The organism is Armatimonadota bacterium (assembly GCA_016223145.1).
In the GTDB taxonomy this organism is placed as follows: Bacteria; Armatimonadota; Fimbriimonadia; order Fimbriimonadales; family Fimbriimonadaceae; genus Nitrosymbiomonas.
This window is the reverse complement of the sequence record JACRPN010000001.1, coordinates 124923-138674: the sequence shown is the minus strand read 5'-3', so window position 1 is coordinate 138674 and position 13752 is coordinate 124923. Positions and strand designations below refer to the sequence as shown.

General features: G+C 62.0%; 11 protein-coding genes and 2 tRNA genes. 9 read left to right on the top strand and 4 right to left on the bottom strand.

Annotated features, from left to right (window positions below; genetic code table 11):
* Positions 1-93 (top strand) — tRNA-Ser (locus HZC36_00570).
* Positions 94-174: 81 nt separating this feature from the next.
* Here the strand turns inward: HZC36_00570 and HZC36_00565 are convergent.
* Both HZC36_00565 and HZC36_00560 read right to left on the bottom strand, forming a co-directional pair.
* Complete coding sequence (locus HZC36_00565) at positions 175-684, bottom strand: hypothetical protein (protein ID MBI5705464.1); 510 nt, start codon at positions 682-684, stop codon at positions 175-177.
* A 90-nt stretch (positions 685-774) separates the two neighbouring features.
* Positions 775-1299, bottom strand: a complete 525-nt coding sequence (locus HZC36_00560) for a hypothetical protein (GenBank protein MBI5705463.1) — start codon at positions 1297-1299, stop codon at positions 775-777.
* 126 nt (positions 1300-1425) lie between these two features.
* Between HZC36_00560 and HZC36_00555 the strand changes: the two genes are divergently transcribed.
* Both HZC36_00555 and HZC36_00550 read left to right on the top strand, forming a co-directional pair.
* Positions 1426-1983 (top strand): hydrolase, encoded by a 558-nt coding sequence (locus HZC36_00555; protein ID MBI5705462.1) that lies wholly within the window; start codon positions 1426-1428, stop codon positions 1981-1983.
* A 55-nt stretch (positions 1984-2038) separates the two neighbouring features.
* A tRNA-Arg gene (locus HZC36_00550) sits at positions 2039-2114 on the top strand.
* A 322-nt stretch (positions 2115-2436) separates the two neighbouring features.
* Here the strand turns inward: HZC36_00550 and HZC36_00545 are convergent.
* A complete protein-coding gene (locus HZC36_00545) occupies positions 2437-4335 on the bottom strand; it encodes a Xaa-Pro dipeptidyl-peptidase (GenBank protein MBI5705461.1) in 1899 nt (632 codons plus the stop codon).
* Between the two features lie 246 nt (positions 4336-4581).
* Entirely contained in the window at positions 4582-5610 is a 1029-nt protein-coding gene (locus HZC36_00540) for a hypothetical protein (protein MBI5705460.1), read from the bottom strand.
* 59 nt (positions 5611-5669) lie between these two features.
* On the opposite strand from HZC36_00540, the gene HZC36_00535 reads away from it, so the two are divergent.
* The 6 genes from HZC36_00535 to HZC36_00510 all read left to right on the top strand — a co-directional run bounded on the left by HZC36_00535 (position 5670) and on the right by HZC36_00510 (position 13493).
* Positions 5670-6671: an ABC transporter substrate-binding protein gene (locus HZC36_00535; protein MBI5705459.1), complete on the top strand. Its 1002-nt coding sequence runs from the start codon at positions 5670-5672 to the stop codon at positions 6669-6671.
* A 195-nt stretch (positions 6672-6866) separates the two neighbouring features.
* Entirely contained in the window at positions 6867-9218 is a 2352-nt protein-coding gene (locus HZC36_00530; protein ID MBI5705458.1) for a glycoside hydrolase family 127 protein, read from the top strand.
* Positions 9219-9224: 6 nt separating this feature from the next.
* Complete coding sequence (locus tag HZC36_00525) at positions 9225-10727, top strand: sugar ABC transporter ATP-binding protein (protein ID MBI5705457.1); 1503 nt, start codon at positions 9225-9227, stop codon at positions 10725-10727.
* A 23-nt stretch (positions 10728-10750) separates the two neighbouring features.
* A complete protein-coding gene (locus HZC36_00520; protein ID MBI5705456.1) occupies positions 10751-11725 on the top strand; it encodes an ABC transporter permease in 975 nt (324 codons plus the stop codon).
* On the top strand, positions 11725-12693 hold the full coding sequence (gene yjfF, locus HZC36_00515) for a sugar ABC transporter permease YjfF (protein MBI5705455.1): 969 nt from the start codon (positions 11725-11727) through the stop codon (positions 12691-12693). The genes HZC36_00520 and yjfF overlap by 1 nt, the downstream gene beginning before the upstream one ends.
* A gap of 251 nt (positions 12694-12944) precedes the next feature.
* On the top strand, positions 12945-13493 hold the full coding sequence (locus HZC36_00510; protein ID MBI5705454.1) for a DUF1287 domain-containing protein: 549 nt from the start codon (positions 12945-12947) through the stop codon (positions 13491-13493).
* The last annotated feature ends 259 nt before the right edge of the window (positions 13494-13752 follow it).

Here is a 13752-nt window from a genome sequence, read left to right as displayed (position 1 = left end):
GGAGTGGTGTCCGAGTGGTCGAAGGAGCGCGACTGGAAATCGCGTACTCGGTGTTGAGCCGGGCCGTGGGTTCGAATCCCACCCGCTCCGCCAGGATTTAAAGTTCACAAGGAAAAACCGGGGGGCAAGGTATACCTTGCCGCCCGGTTCCATTCGATCCTAAGATCGAACGAACTACAGCTTAAAGCCGAAGTAGAAGCAGAAGCTGTTGGTCCTGAATCCGCCGTCTCCCTTGGCGCTCAGGTTCAGGATCGCCTCGCCATAGAAGAACTTCGTGAACTCCATGCCCACGCCCGCGCGGCCGGCGACAACGTTGTCGTCCACGCTTCCGATGTCGAACTTGGCCATTCCCAAGCCGCCGATCAGGTAGATGCGCTGGTCCGCGTTCGAGGTCATCCCGCCATAGAACCGCTGGTTGAAGCACAGAATGTAGACGTTGTCGGATTTTCCGCTACGTCGAAGCCAGTCGAACGATATGTAGGACGTGGCGTCCGGGAAGAGACCGGAAGCCCCAAGGCCAATATCGAGCCCGGCGGAGGCCCAGGTGTTTTCGGCAGCCTGAAGCTCCGAATCCTGCGCCAGGGCCCCGCCACCCCTAAGGGCGAACGAGATCGGCATATTTTGCGCGCTCGAAAGGCCGGCAAGCCCTGCAGCAGCCGCGACCAGCAAGGATAGCTTTTTCATGTTTTTTCTCCGTAATAGCAACAAGTACAGACGATAGTGGAATCCAATGCGATTCGGCCAATCGAAGCTGGCTTCGATAGGCCGAACAAACTAGAATCGGTAGCCGATATAGGCGCCAAAGCTCTGCGCCCGAAGGCCGCCCTTCGCCGCATCGCTGGCGAAGTAACTCGCTTCCGCGAAGATCTGTCGGCTGAGTTCGACGCCAAAGCCGAGCCTGCCACCGAACACCGTATCCGACGAAGACACGTTGAAGTTCACCACGCCAACGCCAACTGTGATATACGTTCGGGCGTCTTCTTGGCCGGCGGTGAAGAACTTCTGGTTCACGAGAATCGGCCAGTAGCTTCCCTTCTCGCCCGACCCTGACTTGCCGATCCAATCGATCGATAGGTAGGTCTCAGAACCCTTGACGTATTGTTTGGAGAAGGTGTAGTCGATGCCGATCGAGAGCCAATTGTTCTCGATTTCGCGAAGGGGGTCAGTGCCGGGCATCACGATGCCAAAGCGGAATGAGAAGTTGTAGGGTGTGGGATCGAAGTTTTCGATCTGAGCCATGGCCGAACCCGTCATCAGAGCCAGCGCACCAACCGAAATGAGCCCTTGCAGTCGCTTCATCCTAATTCGAACCTCCGTAACTGGGACGGAAACGCGAGGCGCTCAGTCCCTTGAGCTTTCCTATTCTACTCACTTGTGCGCGATACGTCAATTCAACGAGGGGTTCAAAGCTCCATAATCCTCACTGTGGAACCCGAGCTCTGCTCCGCTGAAGGTACTGCAATCCTCCTGATCGACGTCCAGCCCAGCCTTGTCCCCGAGATCCACGGAGGGGTTGAGATGGTTCGAAAGGCGCAGTTCCTGTGCCGCGCGGCAAAAGAACTCGGTATTCCTGTTATGGCGACAGAGCAGAACCCCTCGCGCTTGGGGGAGACGGTCCCCGAGCTGCGGATCCACCTGGAACGCGGGCCACTTCCCAAGATGACCTTCTCTTGCTGTGGGTGCGCCGCACTTCAGGCCGAGCTCGTCGCGTTGGCGCCGAAGCAACTCGTGATTGCCGGCATAGAGACCCACATTTGCGTTCTGCAGACCGTCCTCGACCTGCTCAGGATGGGCCATCGTGTGTTCGTCGTTTCGGACGCAACTGGGGCGCGGTCCCAAGATCGGCATGAACTAGGGCTCCGTCGGATGGAGCGGGCCGGGGCGGTCCTGGTTCATAGCGAGTCGGCGGTCTATGAATGGCTCGGTTCGGCCCAGCACTTGCGGTTCCGACAGGTCTTGTCGCTCGTTAAGGAAACCTCGTGAGCCCTTTGCGCGCGCGTTGAGTTACCGATGCGTTGCGGGTACCTTTATGCAGCGCGGCCCCGTAGCTCAGAGGATAGAGCGCCTCCGTCCTAAGGAGGGCGTCGGGGGTTCGAATCCCTCCGGGGTCGCCATTTCGCTCTTCTGCCCCTACCGGACACTTGGGTGACAGATCGCTCCGGACACATCGGCGACGCCATGCCGGCGCCCAATGGGTTGTTCAGTGGCTGGACGCTCCTGACCTCTTGGCGCACCAAACAAACGGGTGGCGCCCCGAATCATCGCTGTCATCGGCTGGGCTGGGGAGGAACGCCGTCATACCGTTCCATCTAGAGGCCACCTCTCCCCGCTGGGGAGAGGTCCGTGCCTGCCCCGGTTCCATCGGGGAGCGTCAGCGAACCGGGTGAGGGGACCGAATGGCCTTAACGAAGCGCCTCCGGACGCCAATCCTCTTTCTCAGTCATTCCCTGTCGCTTTGGCGTAGGCCCCTGCTCCGCCAACAATGGGGATCTTGACCGACGTCCTATCGAGGTCGACCGTCAGCTTTGCGCCAGGCTTGGGCCAAAGCGTGAAGTCGCGGTCGCTGGAGAGGATCATCAGTCCGATCCTCTTGCCTGCGGGAATGATCTGGTCGTCAGGCTGAAGGTCGAAGGTCAGCGTCACGAATTCGCCCGGCTTCAAGGGTTGCCCGCGCTCCATCGAGTGGAAGTCCCCGCCCTTCGTGAGCGCTTTGGCGTTCTGAGGGTCGGCCCACCCGCGTGTGATGAGGTTGGACGTCCCGATTGGCCCATCCGTCCAAGGAAGTTGAACCAGATACACCGAGAGGTTCGCCGCAGGCACGTTGGACGCCAGCCGAATGGTGGCCTGAACGGTCCCCGAAAGATGCAGGGACTGGGAAAGCTCCGGAGTGGCGTAGAGGAGGCGGTTGGGAGAGGAAGGTGCCTTCGCCAGCGAAGGGGCATCGAAGGAAACGTCATCGGTGAGCGTCTCTGTGCCCTGTTTCGTCGAAGCCGAAAGAGATAGCCCACCTACTGCGTTGCCTCCCTTCGAAAGCGAGAAGGCAACGGAAACCGCCCGCGGATTGGGATAGTCGGCATAGGCCGTCGGCTCCTGGGCGCCGCCGCGCGGCGCACCGGGCGCCCGCTCGCGGACGATGAACGCCTTGGGGCCGTTCTCGATGCCGTTCTGCACGCCATAAAGGAACTTTGAAAACCACTTGTTCATCAGCTCGAATGGGGGGTTGCCGCCATGGCCGCCTTGATGGAAGTACTGAACCAGCGGCACCTTCCCTTTGATGGCCTGGCTGATGCGAACGCTGTGCTCTGGCACCACGTTCCAGTCGTTGAACGCGTGGGCCATCAGCACCGCGCACTTGATGTTTTTCGCATAGGGCAAGAGGTCGCGCTCAGCCCAAAACGCGTTGTAGTCGCCGAACTTCCGGTCGCGGCCCCTGGCAAACTCACCGTCCCGGTAGAGGGCGTTGCTATTCGCGCGCCCTGCCGGGTTGCCGCTGTTGATGAAGTCGTACAGCGAATCGATGTCCTCGCCAAGCCAGCCGCCCGGATGCCGGATGAGCCCGTTGGAGCGGTAATAGTGATAGTAAGAGGTGTTCGGCGCGACGGGGATGATGCACTCGAGCCCTTGCACGCCCGTGGTCGCCGCGGCGACCGGAATCGTGCCGTTATACGAGGTGCCCGTCATACCCACCTTGCCGGTGCACCACTTGGCAACCACCTGCACCGTTCCGTCCACCGTCGTGAAGCCCTTGGCTCGCCCGTTCAGCCAGTCGATGACCGCCTTCGGCGCCAGCCTCTCAGCAGGGCCACCGACCGTCGGGCTGCCGGTTGAGAGACCGGTTCCCGGCGCTTCGGAGTGGACGACCGCAAACCCTCGAGGAACCCATGTCGAGGTGAGCCCATTGGAGACGGAAGTGCGGTTGGGGTTGAACGGAACGTCGGGGTGCGCCGTCCTTGGTGGCGGGTCCTCGCCGAGCTCCTGGTGGACGTCCCATAGGATCGAACCGCCTCCGGCTGTCCCGGCGAAGTAGGGCGAGGACTCATAGATCACGGGCACCTTCAGCCCTTCGGTGTCGGTCTGCTTCTGGCGCGTGACGTCCACATGGACGCGGTCCTTCTTGCCGTCTTTGTCGGAATCGAACTCGGTCTCAACCCAGAGGCGCTCACGAACCCAATCCTCCGACTTGGCGAACGCCGGAACCACCTGCGCCTGCCCATCGGCGAACACCGGCTTGGCGGCTTGGTCCTGCGGCCAAGTGAAGGCTGTGGCGAGCAGGACGCCGGTGGCCGCTGCGAGGGCAAAGTGGATGCGGCCGAACAAAAGGGTCGACTTCGACATGAAGGGATTATAGAGGAAGCCGCAACCGGGACTACGGGAAACGTGCAGAGAGTTGAAGCTCAGTGGCATGGCAAGGGGCGCACTTGGAAGGCATCCAGAACTTAAGTCCGACCATGGTGATGAACCTAGGGCGTCAATTCAGTTCTCCTGTGTCGCGAGCAAGGATGCTCGCGGACCGGGGTGCAGACAAGGATGTCTGCGTTCCGCCGGCGTCCGACATACGGCGCCAATTGTCGCGTGAGGACACTAGTTCAGGAGCCGCTTTACCAATGCCGCCGTCAGCCCGGCAAGGTTGTCCATGCTTCCCGGGTGGATCATCTCGAACCCGTGGCTATTCTCCATCGGGAGTCCCAGCGTGATAGGGCGCGCGCAAAGGCCGTGGCTCGCCGCGCAACTGGCGTCGCTGCCGCCCCGAGAGAGCGCCTGAAACTGAAGGTCCATCTCCAGGTCAAGCCCGAGATTGGCCAGCAAGTCGCCATCGGACGCCGTCATCGTCGCGAAAGAGTCGGTCGCCCACACCGTCGGCTGGTCGCTGATCTCCACAGGCGCATCAGAGACGTTCGGGCCGAGTTCCAGCGCGATGCAGACTTCCGGCCGGTGCCCATGCAGGTAGTAAAGCGCACCCTCGCCCCCAACCTCCTCGCTTGCGGACGCCAAAAACGCAACCTCTCCTTCGAACCCTTTCAACCCTTCGAGAGCCAGAAGCCAGGAGACTAGATCGGCACGGTCGTCTAGGAACGGCCCAGAGACGAGGTCTCCCACGGACCAGAGCTTCCTCCGATCTTCGGCGAGCACGACGCGGGTCCCCGGACGAATACCCATCGCCGCGACATCGTCCGCGGAGCCGAGTCCCGTCAACACGCGCGCCATCTCCCACTTCAATGGCCCGGCTTCGGCCTGCTCGACGGTGCTGGCAGGGTCGGCAGTGTGGATACCGCCAAAAGCCAAAACTCCGTTGACCGGCCCCGACGAAGTCAGGATGGATACGGGTCCTTCGCCCACCTTCCACGGGTCCATGCCGCCCAAAGGGCCGACGCGCAGGCTGCCGTCCCACTCTAGGCCCCTCACGATCATCGCGATCTCGTCCATGTGGGCTGTGACCACGACCCGCGGCCGACCCTTGCCGAAGCGGACCTCCAGGTTGCCCTTCGCGTCCACATTTCCGGCCAGACCCAATTCGGACAGCCGTGCCTGAAGATAGGCCCGCACGGCCTCCTCCTGCCCTGGGGGTCCGGGCAGCAAAACAAGGTCCCTTAGCAGTTCCAGCGCATCCACAGGAGCATTGTGACGCCTGCAAGGTGCCGGTGCTACACTCGGGGCACGGAGTAACCATGATGAAGATCTCTTGGAAAGGCGCTTTCGGCGCGACGGTTTTGGCACTCGCCCTGGTGGGCTGTGGCTCGGGTGGAGGAACGGATTCGGGCGCCGCAGGCGGCGGGGCCGATGCAGGCGGAGGCGAGAAGAAGAAGCTGGTCGTGGGCTTTTCGCAGATCGGAGCGGAGAGCGCTTGGCGCACCGCCAATACGGAGTCGATCCAGTCGGAAGCCAAGGCCCGTGGGATCGACCTTAAGTTCGTGGACGCCCAGCAGAAGCAAGAGAATCAGATCAAGGCGATCAAGAGCTTCATCGCTCAGAAAGTGGACGTCATCGCCTTCTCGCCGGTCGTCGAAGCCGGTTGGGAGCCTGTCCTGAAGGAAGCCAAGGAAGCCGGGATTCCTGTCGTCGTCTCGGATCGCCGTCCAGATGTGCCTGACGACCTTTATGTAACTTTCCTCGGCAGCGACTTCATCGAAGAGGGCCGACGCGCGGCTGAATGGCTCGCCAAGGCCACGGGTGGCAAGGCGGTCATCGCCGAACTCACCGGTACCCCTGGCAGCGCCCCCGCGAACGACCGCAAGAAGGGCTTTGAAGAGGTGCTCGCCAAGAACCCGGGCATGAAGATCGTGTTCTCGCAGACCGGCGACTTCAAGCGCGCGAACGGAAAGCAGGTGATGGAGGCCTTGCTCAAAAGTCCCGACGGGGCCAAGATCAACGTGCTCTTCGCCCATAACGACGACATGGCGATCGGCGCGATCCAGGCCATCGAAGAGGCTGGCAAGAAGCCGGGCAAGGACATCATGGTCGTCTCGATCGACGGCATCCGCGATGCGCTTCAAGCCATCGTGGACGGCAAGCTGAACTGCAGCGTGGAGTGCAACCCGCTCCTTGGCCCGTTCCTCTTCGACGCGATCGACGCCCTTATGGCCAAGAAGCCGCTGGAGAAGCGAACGATCATCAAGGACGACCTTTTCGACGCGACGAACGCTGCCAAGGTGCTGCCTACGCGGAAGTACTGAGGGGGGGCTTGAGGGGATGAGGAGATGAAGAGATAAGGAGATAGGAGCCCGATCACCTCATCATCCCCTCATCTCTTCATCCCTTAATCTCCTCGTCTCCTAATCTCCTCAACCCCTACACTCTCCGCCGCGCCCGCTAGCCCGACCCTTCGTTATAATGAGCCTGGGTCTTAGGGCAGACCCGTGAGGTTGCGTATGGTGACACTTCTTTCGCTCGGCTTGGCATTGAATCTGGTGCAAACGCCCATCCACGGACTCTCCGAAGTTCCCTTCACCGACGTCAAGATCGAGGACGCCTTTTGGGCTCCCAGGCAGAAGACAAACCGCCTGATCTCGATCCCGCACACGTTCGAGCAATGCGAAAAGACGGGGCGGATGAGGAACTTCGACCTGGCCGCCAAAGGGGCAAAGTCCGGATACGAAGGCTACGTCTTCAACGATTCCGACGTGTACAAGTGCCTTGAAGCGGCTGCCTATGCGCTCGATGAACAAAACGATCCTGCGCTCGACAGGCGGGTGGACAGCATCATTGCTCGCATCGCCGCCGCCCAGCAGCCCGACGGCTATCTGAACACCTACTACATCATCAATGGCCTCGACAAGCGCTTCACCAACCTCGCCGACAACCACGAACTCTACTGCGCGGGCCACCTCTTCGAAGCGGCCGCTGCCCATTACCGCGCCACCGGCAAGAAGAACCTCCTGAACGTCGCTACGAAGTTCGCCGATCTCCTCTGCGCGACCTTTGGCGATGGGCCAGGCAAGCGAATGGGCTATCCGGGCCACCCTGAGATCGAGCAAGCCCTCTTCAAGCTCTGGAGGGTCACCGGGCAACAGCGTTATTTCGATCTCTCGGCCTTCTTCCTGAACAACCGGGGCATCCGGTTCTTTGCCGATGAGAAGCACATCCCGAAGGATCGGTTCGACGGCACCTACTGGCAGGACGACGTGCCCCTGCGCGACCACAAAGAGATCAAGGGCCACGCGGTCCGTGCGGCCTATCTGCTCAGCGGCGCGGCAGACTACGCGCGCTATTCGGGAGACCAAACCCTGAAGCCCATGCTCGGCAAGGTCTGGCGCAACACCGCCTTCAAGAGGATGTTTGTGACCGGCGGAATCGGGCCCTCGGGAAGCAATGAAGGCTTTACCGTGGACTACGACCTGCCCACCCATTCAGCCTACCAAGAAACCTGCGCGTCGGTTGCGATGGCGATGTGGAACCACCGGATGGGTCTGCTCGAAGCCGACGCCACCTATTGGGACTACGTCGAACGCTCGCTCTACAATGGGTTTCTCGCTGGTGTCTCGCTGGAGGGTACGCACTTCTATTACACCAACCCCCTCGCCAGCCGAGGCGGCCACCACCGCTCTGAGTGGTTCGGATGCGCCTGCTGCCCGCCGAACGTCACGCGCACCATCGCGAGCATCGGCAGCTATATGTATGCCAAGTCCAGCGACGCGCTTTATGTGAATCTGTTTGCCAACGGTTCGGTGAGCACCGACCTCTCGCCGGGCAACCGAATCTCGGCGAAAGTGGTGACGACCTATCCTTGGGGCGGCACGATCCTCCTGGTTCCTACCGCCAAAGGTAGGACCCCCGGTCTGAACGTGCGGGTCCCCTCCTGGGCGACGGGATGGCAGGCGCAAATGAACGGCAAGCGGCTTCAGCCCAAGGTCCGAAACGGCTACATCGAACTGGGGCGGGCGTGGAAGAACGGCGATAAGTTCACCATCACCTTCCCGATGAGCGTTCAGCGGGTATCGGCCAACCCCAATGCCAAGGACGTCTCCGGAATGTTCGCCCTTCAGCGCGGGCCACTCCTTTACTGCCTAGAAGGCGTGGACAACCCCGTGGACTTCGACAAGATCTACATGCCGCTCGATGCGGCCCTGGCGCCGAAGTCAGAGCCGATCCTCGGCGGTGTGACCGTGCTTCAGGGCAACGCTCGCATGGCCCCGGAATCGTCATGGCGCGGCAAGCTCTATCAGAACCTCCAGGCGCCCAAGCAGGTGCCGATCAAGGCGATCCCCTACTACGCCTGGGACAACCGCAAGGCCGGCGCGATGGCGGTCTGGCTGCGGGGCGCGCCTCCCGTCGAAGTGCCTGGTGGGCCGGAGCGGAATGCCAGGGTCACGCTCTCCTTCACCAGCGGAAATGCCGATCCGTCAGCGATCAACGACGGCAAGGAGATTGCAGGGTCGAACAAGCATCCCGGCCAGCTTTGCCACTTTTGGCCCCATAAGGGCACGAGCGAGTGGGTGCAGTACACGTTTTCGGAGGCTGAAAACGTGAACGGCGTGGAGCTTTACTGGTTCGATGACACAGGCTTTGGCGAGTGCCGTCCACCGGCCGAGTGGCACATCGAGGTCCAAGACGGCGCAAGCTGGAAGCCGATCGCGTCGGATGGCTACTCCAAGGACCTGGATCGCTGGATCAAGGTGTCGTTCCCTGTCGTGAAGACCAAAGCCATCCGCCTAGTCATGAAGCTGCAGCCACGCTGGTCGGTGGGCGTCCACGAGTGGCGGGTCCTGACCCAGGACGATTAACAACCTATGGCGGACCAGACCCAGCCCGTCTTGCAGGCGCGGGAAGTAACGAAACGCTTCCCGGGCCTGCTGGCGCTGGACGGCGTGGACTTCACGGTCCGAGCAGGCGAGATTCACGCCCTACTCGGTGAGAACGGAGCCGGCAAATCCACGCTCATCAAGGGGATCACCGGCGCGCAGAGCTTCGATTCCGGAGCGATCCTGCTCGAAGGGAACGAGGTCCACCCGGCCTCGCCCTCTCACGCGGTCCGGCTCGGCATCAGCACGGTGTACCAGGAGCTCAATCTCGCGCCGAACCTTTCGGTCGCGGAGAACATCTGCCTGGGGCGCGAACCGCGTGGGCCGTTAGGGATTCGTTGGGGCGAAGTCCGCGAGCGCGCAGCATTTGCGCTGAAGCGTGTGGGGACTGAAATCGATGTGAAGGAACCGATAGGCTCTTGCTCCACCGCTATTCAGCAGTTAGCCGCGATCGCAAGGGCTCTCGACGTCAACGCCAAGGTTCTGATCCTCGATGAGCCCACTTCGAGCCTCGATCGGCATGAGGTCGAGCGCCTGTTCGAGGTGATGCGCTCGCTCCGCGACGAAGGCATGGGGATCGTGTTTGTGACCCACTTCCTCGACCAGGTCTATGAGGTCTGCGACCGGATTACGGTGCTTCGTAACGGCAAGAAGGTGGTCGAGGAGACCCCGCTGGCGCTCGGCCGCTTGCGGCTTGTTGGCGCGATGACCGGTCGCGACCCCGCCGAATTCGAGACCTCGGCCTCCGAGAAGCGGACTTCCACCTCGGGTGAGGTCCTCCTTTCAGCGTCGGGTTTGGGGCGCGATAAGAGCGTACAGGGCGTGACGCTTGAGGTGAGGGCCGGACAGACCGTCGGCTTCGCGGGTCTTCTGGGCTCCGGCAGAACCGAGACCGTTCGTCTGCTCTACGGAATCGACCGGCCCACTACCGGCCATATCTCCCTCGGCCGTCGATCCTCGATCCGATCGGCGATCCGGCAGGGCCTTGGGCTCTGCCCCGAGGATCGCAAGGCGCAGGGCATCCTGCCGGAACTCAGCGTCGCAGAGAACATCTTGCTTGCAGTTCAGGCCAAGCGCGGCTGGTTCCGGCCCATCGGGCGCAAGCAGCGCCAGGCCCTGGTCGACGGCATGATCGCCCAACTTCGCATCGCCACGCCGGATTCGGCGAAGCCCATCCAGGAGCTCAGCGGCGGCAACCAACAGAAGGCGCTGCTTGCCCGCTGGCTGATTGCCGACCCCAAGCTTCTCCTTCTCGATGAGCCCACCCGCGGCATCGACGTGGGCGCCAAGTTTGAGATCATGTCGGAAATCGAGCGGCTCAGGGGCCAGGGGATGGCGTTCGTGTTCGTTTCCTCGGAGATCCCGGAAGTCGTGCGCGTTTCGAACCCCGTGTATGTTTTTCGTGAGCGCAGGCTCTGCGCCCAATTGGAGGGCGCTGAAGTGAACGAGGCGTCGGTCATGCAGGCGCTGGCGTCGGGGGGCCCGGACTGAGGCGCTCCCCCCTGATTTGGCCCGTGCTCGGCATCCTGTTGGTGCTCGGATTCAATTTGCTCCTGACGCCCGATTTCTTCTCGATCGGCATCCAAGATGGGCGGCTCTTCGGCAGCCTGATCGACATCTTGAACCGCGCCGTGCCGGTGCTCCTTTTGGCGGCTGGAATGACGCTGGTCATCGCCACGGGCGGCGTGGACCTCTCGGTTGGGGCGGTCATGGCAATCGGAGGCGCGGTGGCCGCGTGCGTCATCGCCCGGCCCGAGGGGAGCCTGATCACCTCGCTCCATCTGCCCCAGACCATGCCTGCCGCTGTCTTGGCGGGACTGGCCGCGGCGGTGCTGTGCGGGCTATGGAACGCCTTGCTCGTGGGCCGATTCAAGATTCAGCCGATTGTGGCGACGCTGCTGCTCATGGTAGCGGGGCGAGGCGCAGCACAACTCCTGACCAGCGGACAGATCATCAACTTCGACAATCCCAGCCTGATCGCCCTGGGATCGGGCGCCAGCCTTCTGGTTCCCAATCCAGTTTGGATCGCGCTTGGATTCGTGGGCCTCGTCATTCTCTTGGTGCGCCGGACCGCCCTCGGACTGATGGTGGAAGCTACCGGAAGCAATGAGACCGCCGCACGGATCGCAGGCGTTTCGACCCGGCAGATCATCGGCTTTGCTTATGTGGCCTGCGCCCTTGGAGCGGGCATCGCGGGGGTCGTGGCAGCCGCAGACATCAAGGCCGCCGACGCCAACGCAAGCGGCCTCTATCTCGAGCTCGACGCCATCCTCTCAGTGGCTATCGGGGGCACGTCGCTGGCTGGGGGGCGATTCAACCTTGCCGGATCGATCCTGGGCGCGCTTCTGATGCAGGCCCTGACGACCACCATCAACACGCGCGGCGTCTCCGCCGACCTGACCTACGTCGTCAAGGCGCTTGTCGTGGTCGCGGTTTGCCTGCTTCAATCTCCAGAACTGCGGGGCAAGCTCAAGGGGGCGAGGGCCTGATGCGGTTCGACTTTCGGCGCAACCCGGTGTTGGCCACGTTCGCCGTGTGCCTCCTTCTTTATGGGGTCTGCGCGTGGCAGTTCCCTGGGTTCGCTTCGGTTCGGGTCGCGCTGGACCTGATCTCGGAAAATGCCTACCTCGGCGTGATCGCGGTCGGAATGACGTTTGTGATCCTGACCGGCGGGATCGACCTGAGCGTAGGAGCGATGGCGGGCTTCGCGGGCATCCTGGCGGCCCACCTGATGGAGCGCGCCCACCAGTCGGCGGTCTTTGCTTGCCTGGTGGTACTGGCGCTCGGTCTCGCGCTCGGAGTGTTGCAGGGGTTGCTGGTCGCCAAGTTCAAGCTGGCGCCGTTTCTGGTCACGCTTTCCGGATTGTTCCTCTGCCGGGGCCTAGCGCTGATCGTGAGCAACGACGCCATCAGCATCCGCGACCCTATGTTCAAGTCTTGGACCGATTTCGCGATCCGAATGCCAGGCGACGGCAAGCTCCCACTGGTGAGTTTGGTGTTTCTCGCCGTGCTCGTTACCGGCATCCTGGTGGCGCGGCAATCGCGGTTTGGGCGGACTGTGTATGCCCTGGGCGGCAGCGCGGCCTCGGCGCATTTGATGGGGCTGCCGGTGCGCTCCACCACTGTGAAGGTCTATGCCCTATCGGGCCTCTGTGCGGCGCTGGGAGGGCTGCTGTATTCGATCGCCCTCGGCAGCGGAAACCCGATTTCGGGCGTCGGGATGGAGCTCGACGTCATCGCGGCGGTGGTCATCGGCGGCACCCTTCTGAGCGGTGGTTATGGCTCGGTGTTCGGCACGTTCCTGGGAGTCTTGATCCTCGGGATCATCCAGACCGCCATCACCTTTCAGGGCACGCTCAACTCTTGGTGGACCAAGATCTTCATCGGCGCACTGCTGCTGGCGTTCATCCTGATCCAGCGCACACTGGAGTCGAAGGGCAAGCTGGCGGAGGGGTAGAGGGATTTACGATTTGCGATTGACGATTGACGAATAGCGAATAAGGATTTGCTCATTCGGAATAACGTTCCTCCGAGTCCTCACAGTCGTTCCTCTGCGTTCCTTTGCGATTCTTTGCGCCTTTGCGAGAAAGCTCCGGGCTGGCGCCTGGAATAGCATTGAGAACGCGATTTGGTCCAGTCGCGACGTGGGCGAACAAGACCGCCGGATAGAATGCTCCCGTGATCTATGCGGCGGTCTGTTTCGTGGCAATGAGCGGTGCCCAAAGCAACCGCCCAACGGCCGCACAGCAGATCGTCATTGGCGCCAGGGAGCAGCTCACTTGGGGGACCACCTACAGCCCCGGCTACGTCAAGATCCGCTACCCCGGTGGCGACGTGCCGAAGGACAAGGGCGTGTGCACAGACGTCGTGATTCGGGCCCTCAGGAAAGCGGGCTACGACCTTCAGAAGCTGATCCACGCGGACAAGCTGAAAGCGCCGGGCGCCTATCCGAAGTACCCGGGCCAGCAGGGCGCGGACGCGAGCATTGACCACCGCCGCGTGCCGAACCAGATGGTCTTCTTCAAGCGACACGGCCTCACGCTCACGAAGGACACCTCCCCGCCAAGCATCGGCTGGTGGAAGCCCGGCGATGTGGTCACCTGGAAGCTCGAAAGCGGACTGGATCACTGCGGGATCGTCACGGACAAGAAGAACCCCAGCGGCATCCCGTTCGTCATCCACAACCTCTGGACCCCGAAGGAAGAGGACTGCCTGACCACCTGGAAGATCACCGGGCACTTTCGGTATCCGAAGTGATGGGGCTGAGCTTGCCACCGCGTTTTCGGCAGGCAAGGATGGACCACGCGTCCTCGAAATCCTCCAAATACTTCTCCACTTCGGGAAATCCAGTACTTTAGGCATGGCGATATTGAGGAAGGGTGGGTTGCTATGGGGAGCTCATCTAGACGAGGCGCTTGGGAGTGGCGTTTGTCAACTGGAGTAGTGACGAGTGGGAATACCCTTTGATGGGAAGTAGGTGGGTGCCTCCACCCTTCATGGGTGGTGCTATTGGAGT

Coding starts and splice junctions, on each gene's coding strand:
- HZC36_00545 (MBI5705461.1), bottom strand. CDS start 4,335: ATGTCGAAGTCGACCCTTTTGTTCGGCCGCATCCACTTTGCCCTCGCA.
- HZC36_00525 (MBI5705457.1), top strand. CDS start 9,225: ATGGCGGACCAGACCCAGCCCGTCTTGCAGGCGCGGGAAGTAACGAAA.
- HZC36_00530 (MBI5705458.1), top strand. CDS start 6,867: ATGGTGACACTTCTTTCGCTCGGCTTGGCATTGAATCTGGTGCAAACG.
- yjfF (MBI5705455.1), top strand. CDS start 11,725: ATGCGGTTCGACTTTCGGCGCAACCCGGTGTTGGCCACGTTCGCCGTG.
- HZC36_00510 (MBI5705454.1), top strand. CDS start 12,945: ATGAGCGGTGCCCAAAGCAACCGCCCAACGGCCGCACAGCAGATCGTC.
- HZC36_00565 (MBI5705464.1), bottom strand. CDS start 684: ATGAAAAAGCTATCCTTGCTGGTCGCGGCTGCTGCAGGGCTTGCCGGC.
- HZC36_00560 (MBI5705463.1), bottom strand. CDS start 1,299: ATGAAGCGACTGCAAGGGCTCATTTCGGTTGGTGCGCTGGCTCTGATG.
- HZC36_00535 (MBI5705459.1), top strand. CDS start 5,670: ATGAAGATCTCTTGGAAAGGCGCTTTCGGCGCGACGGTTTTGGCACTC.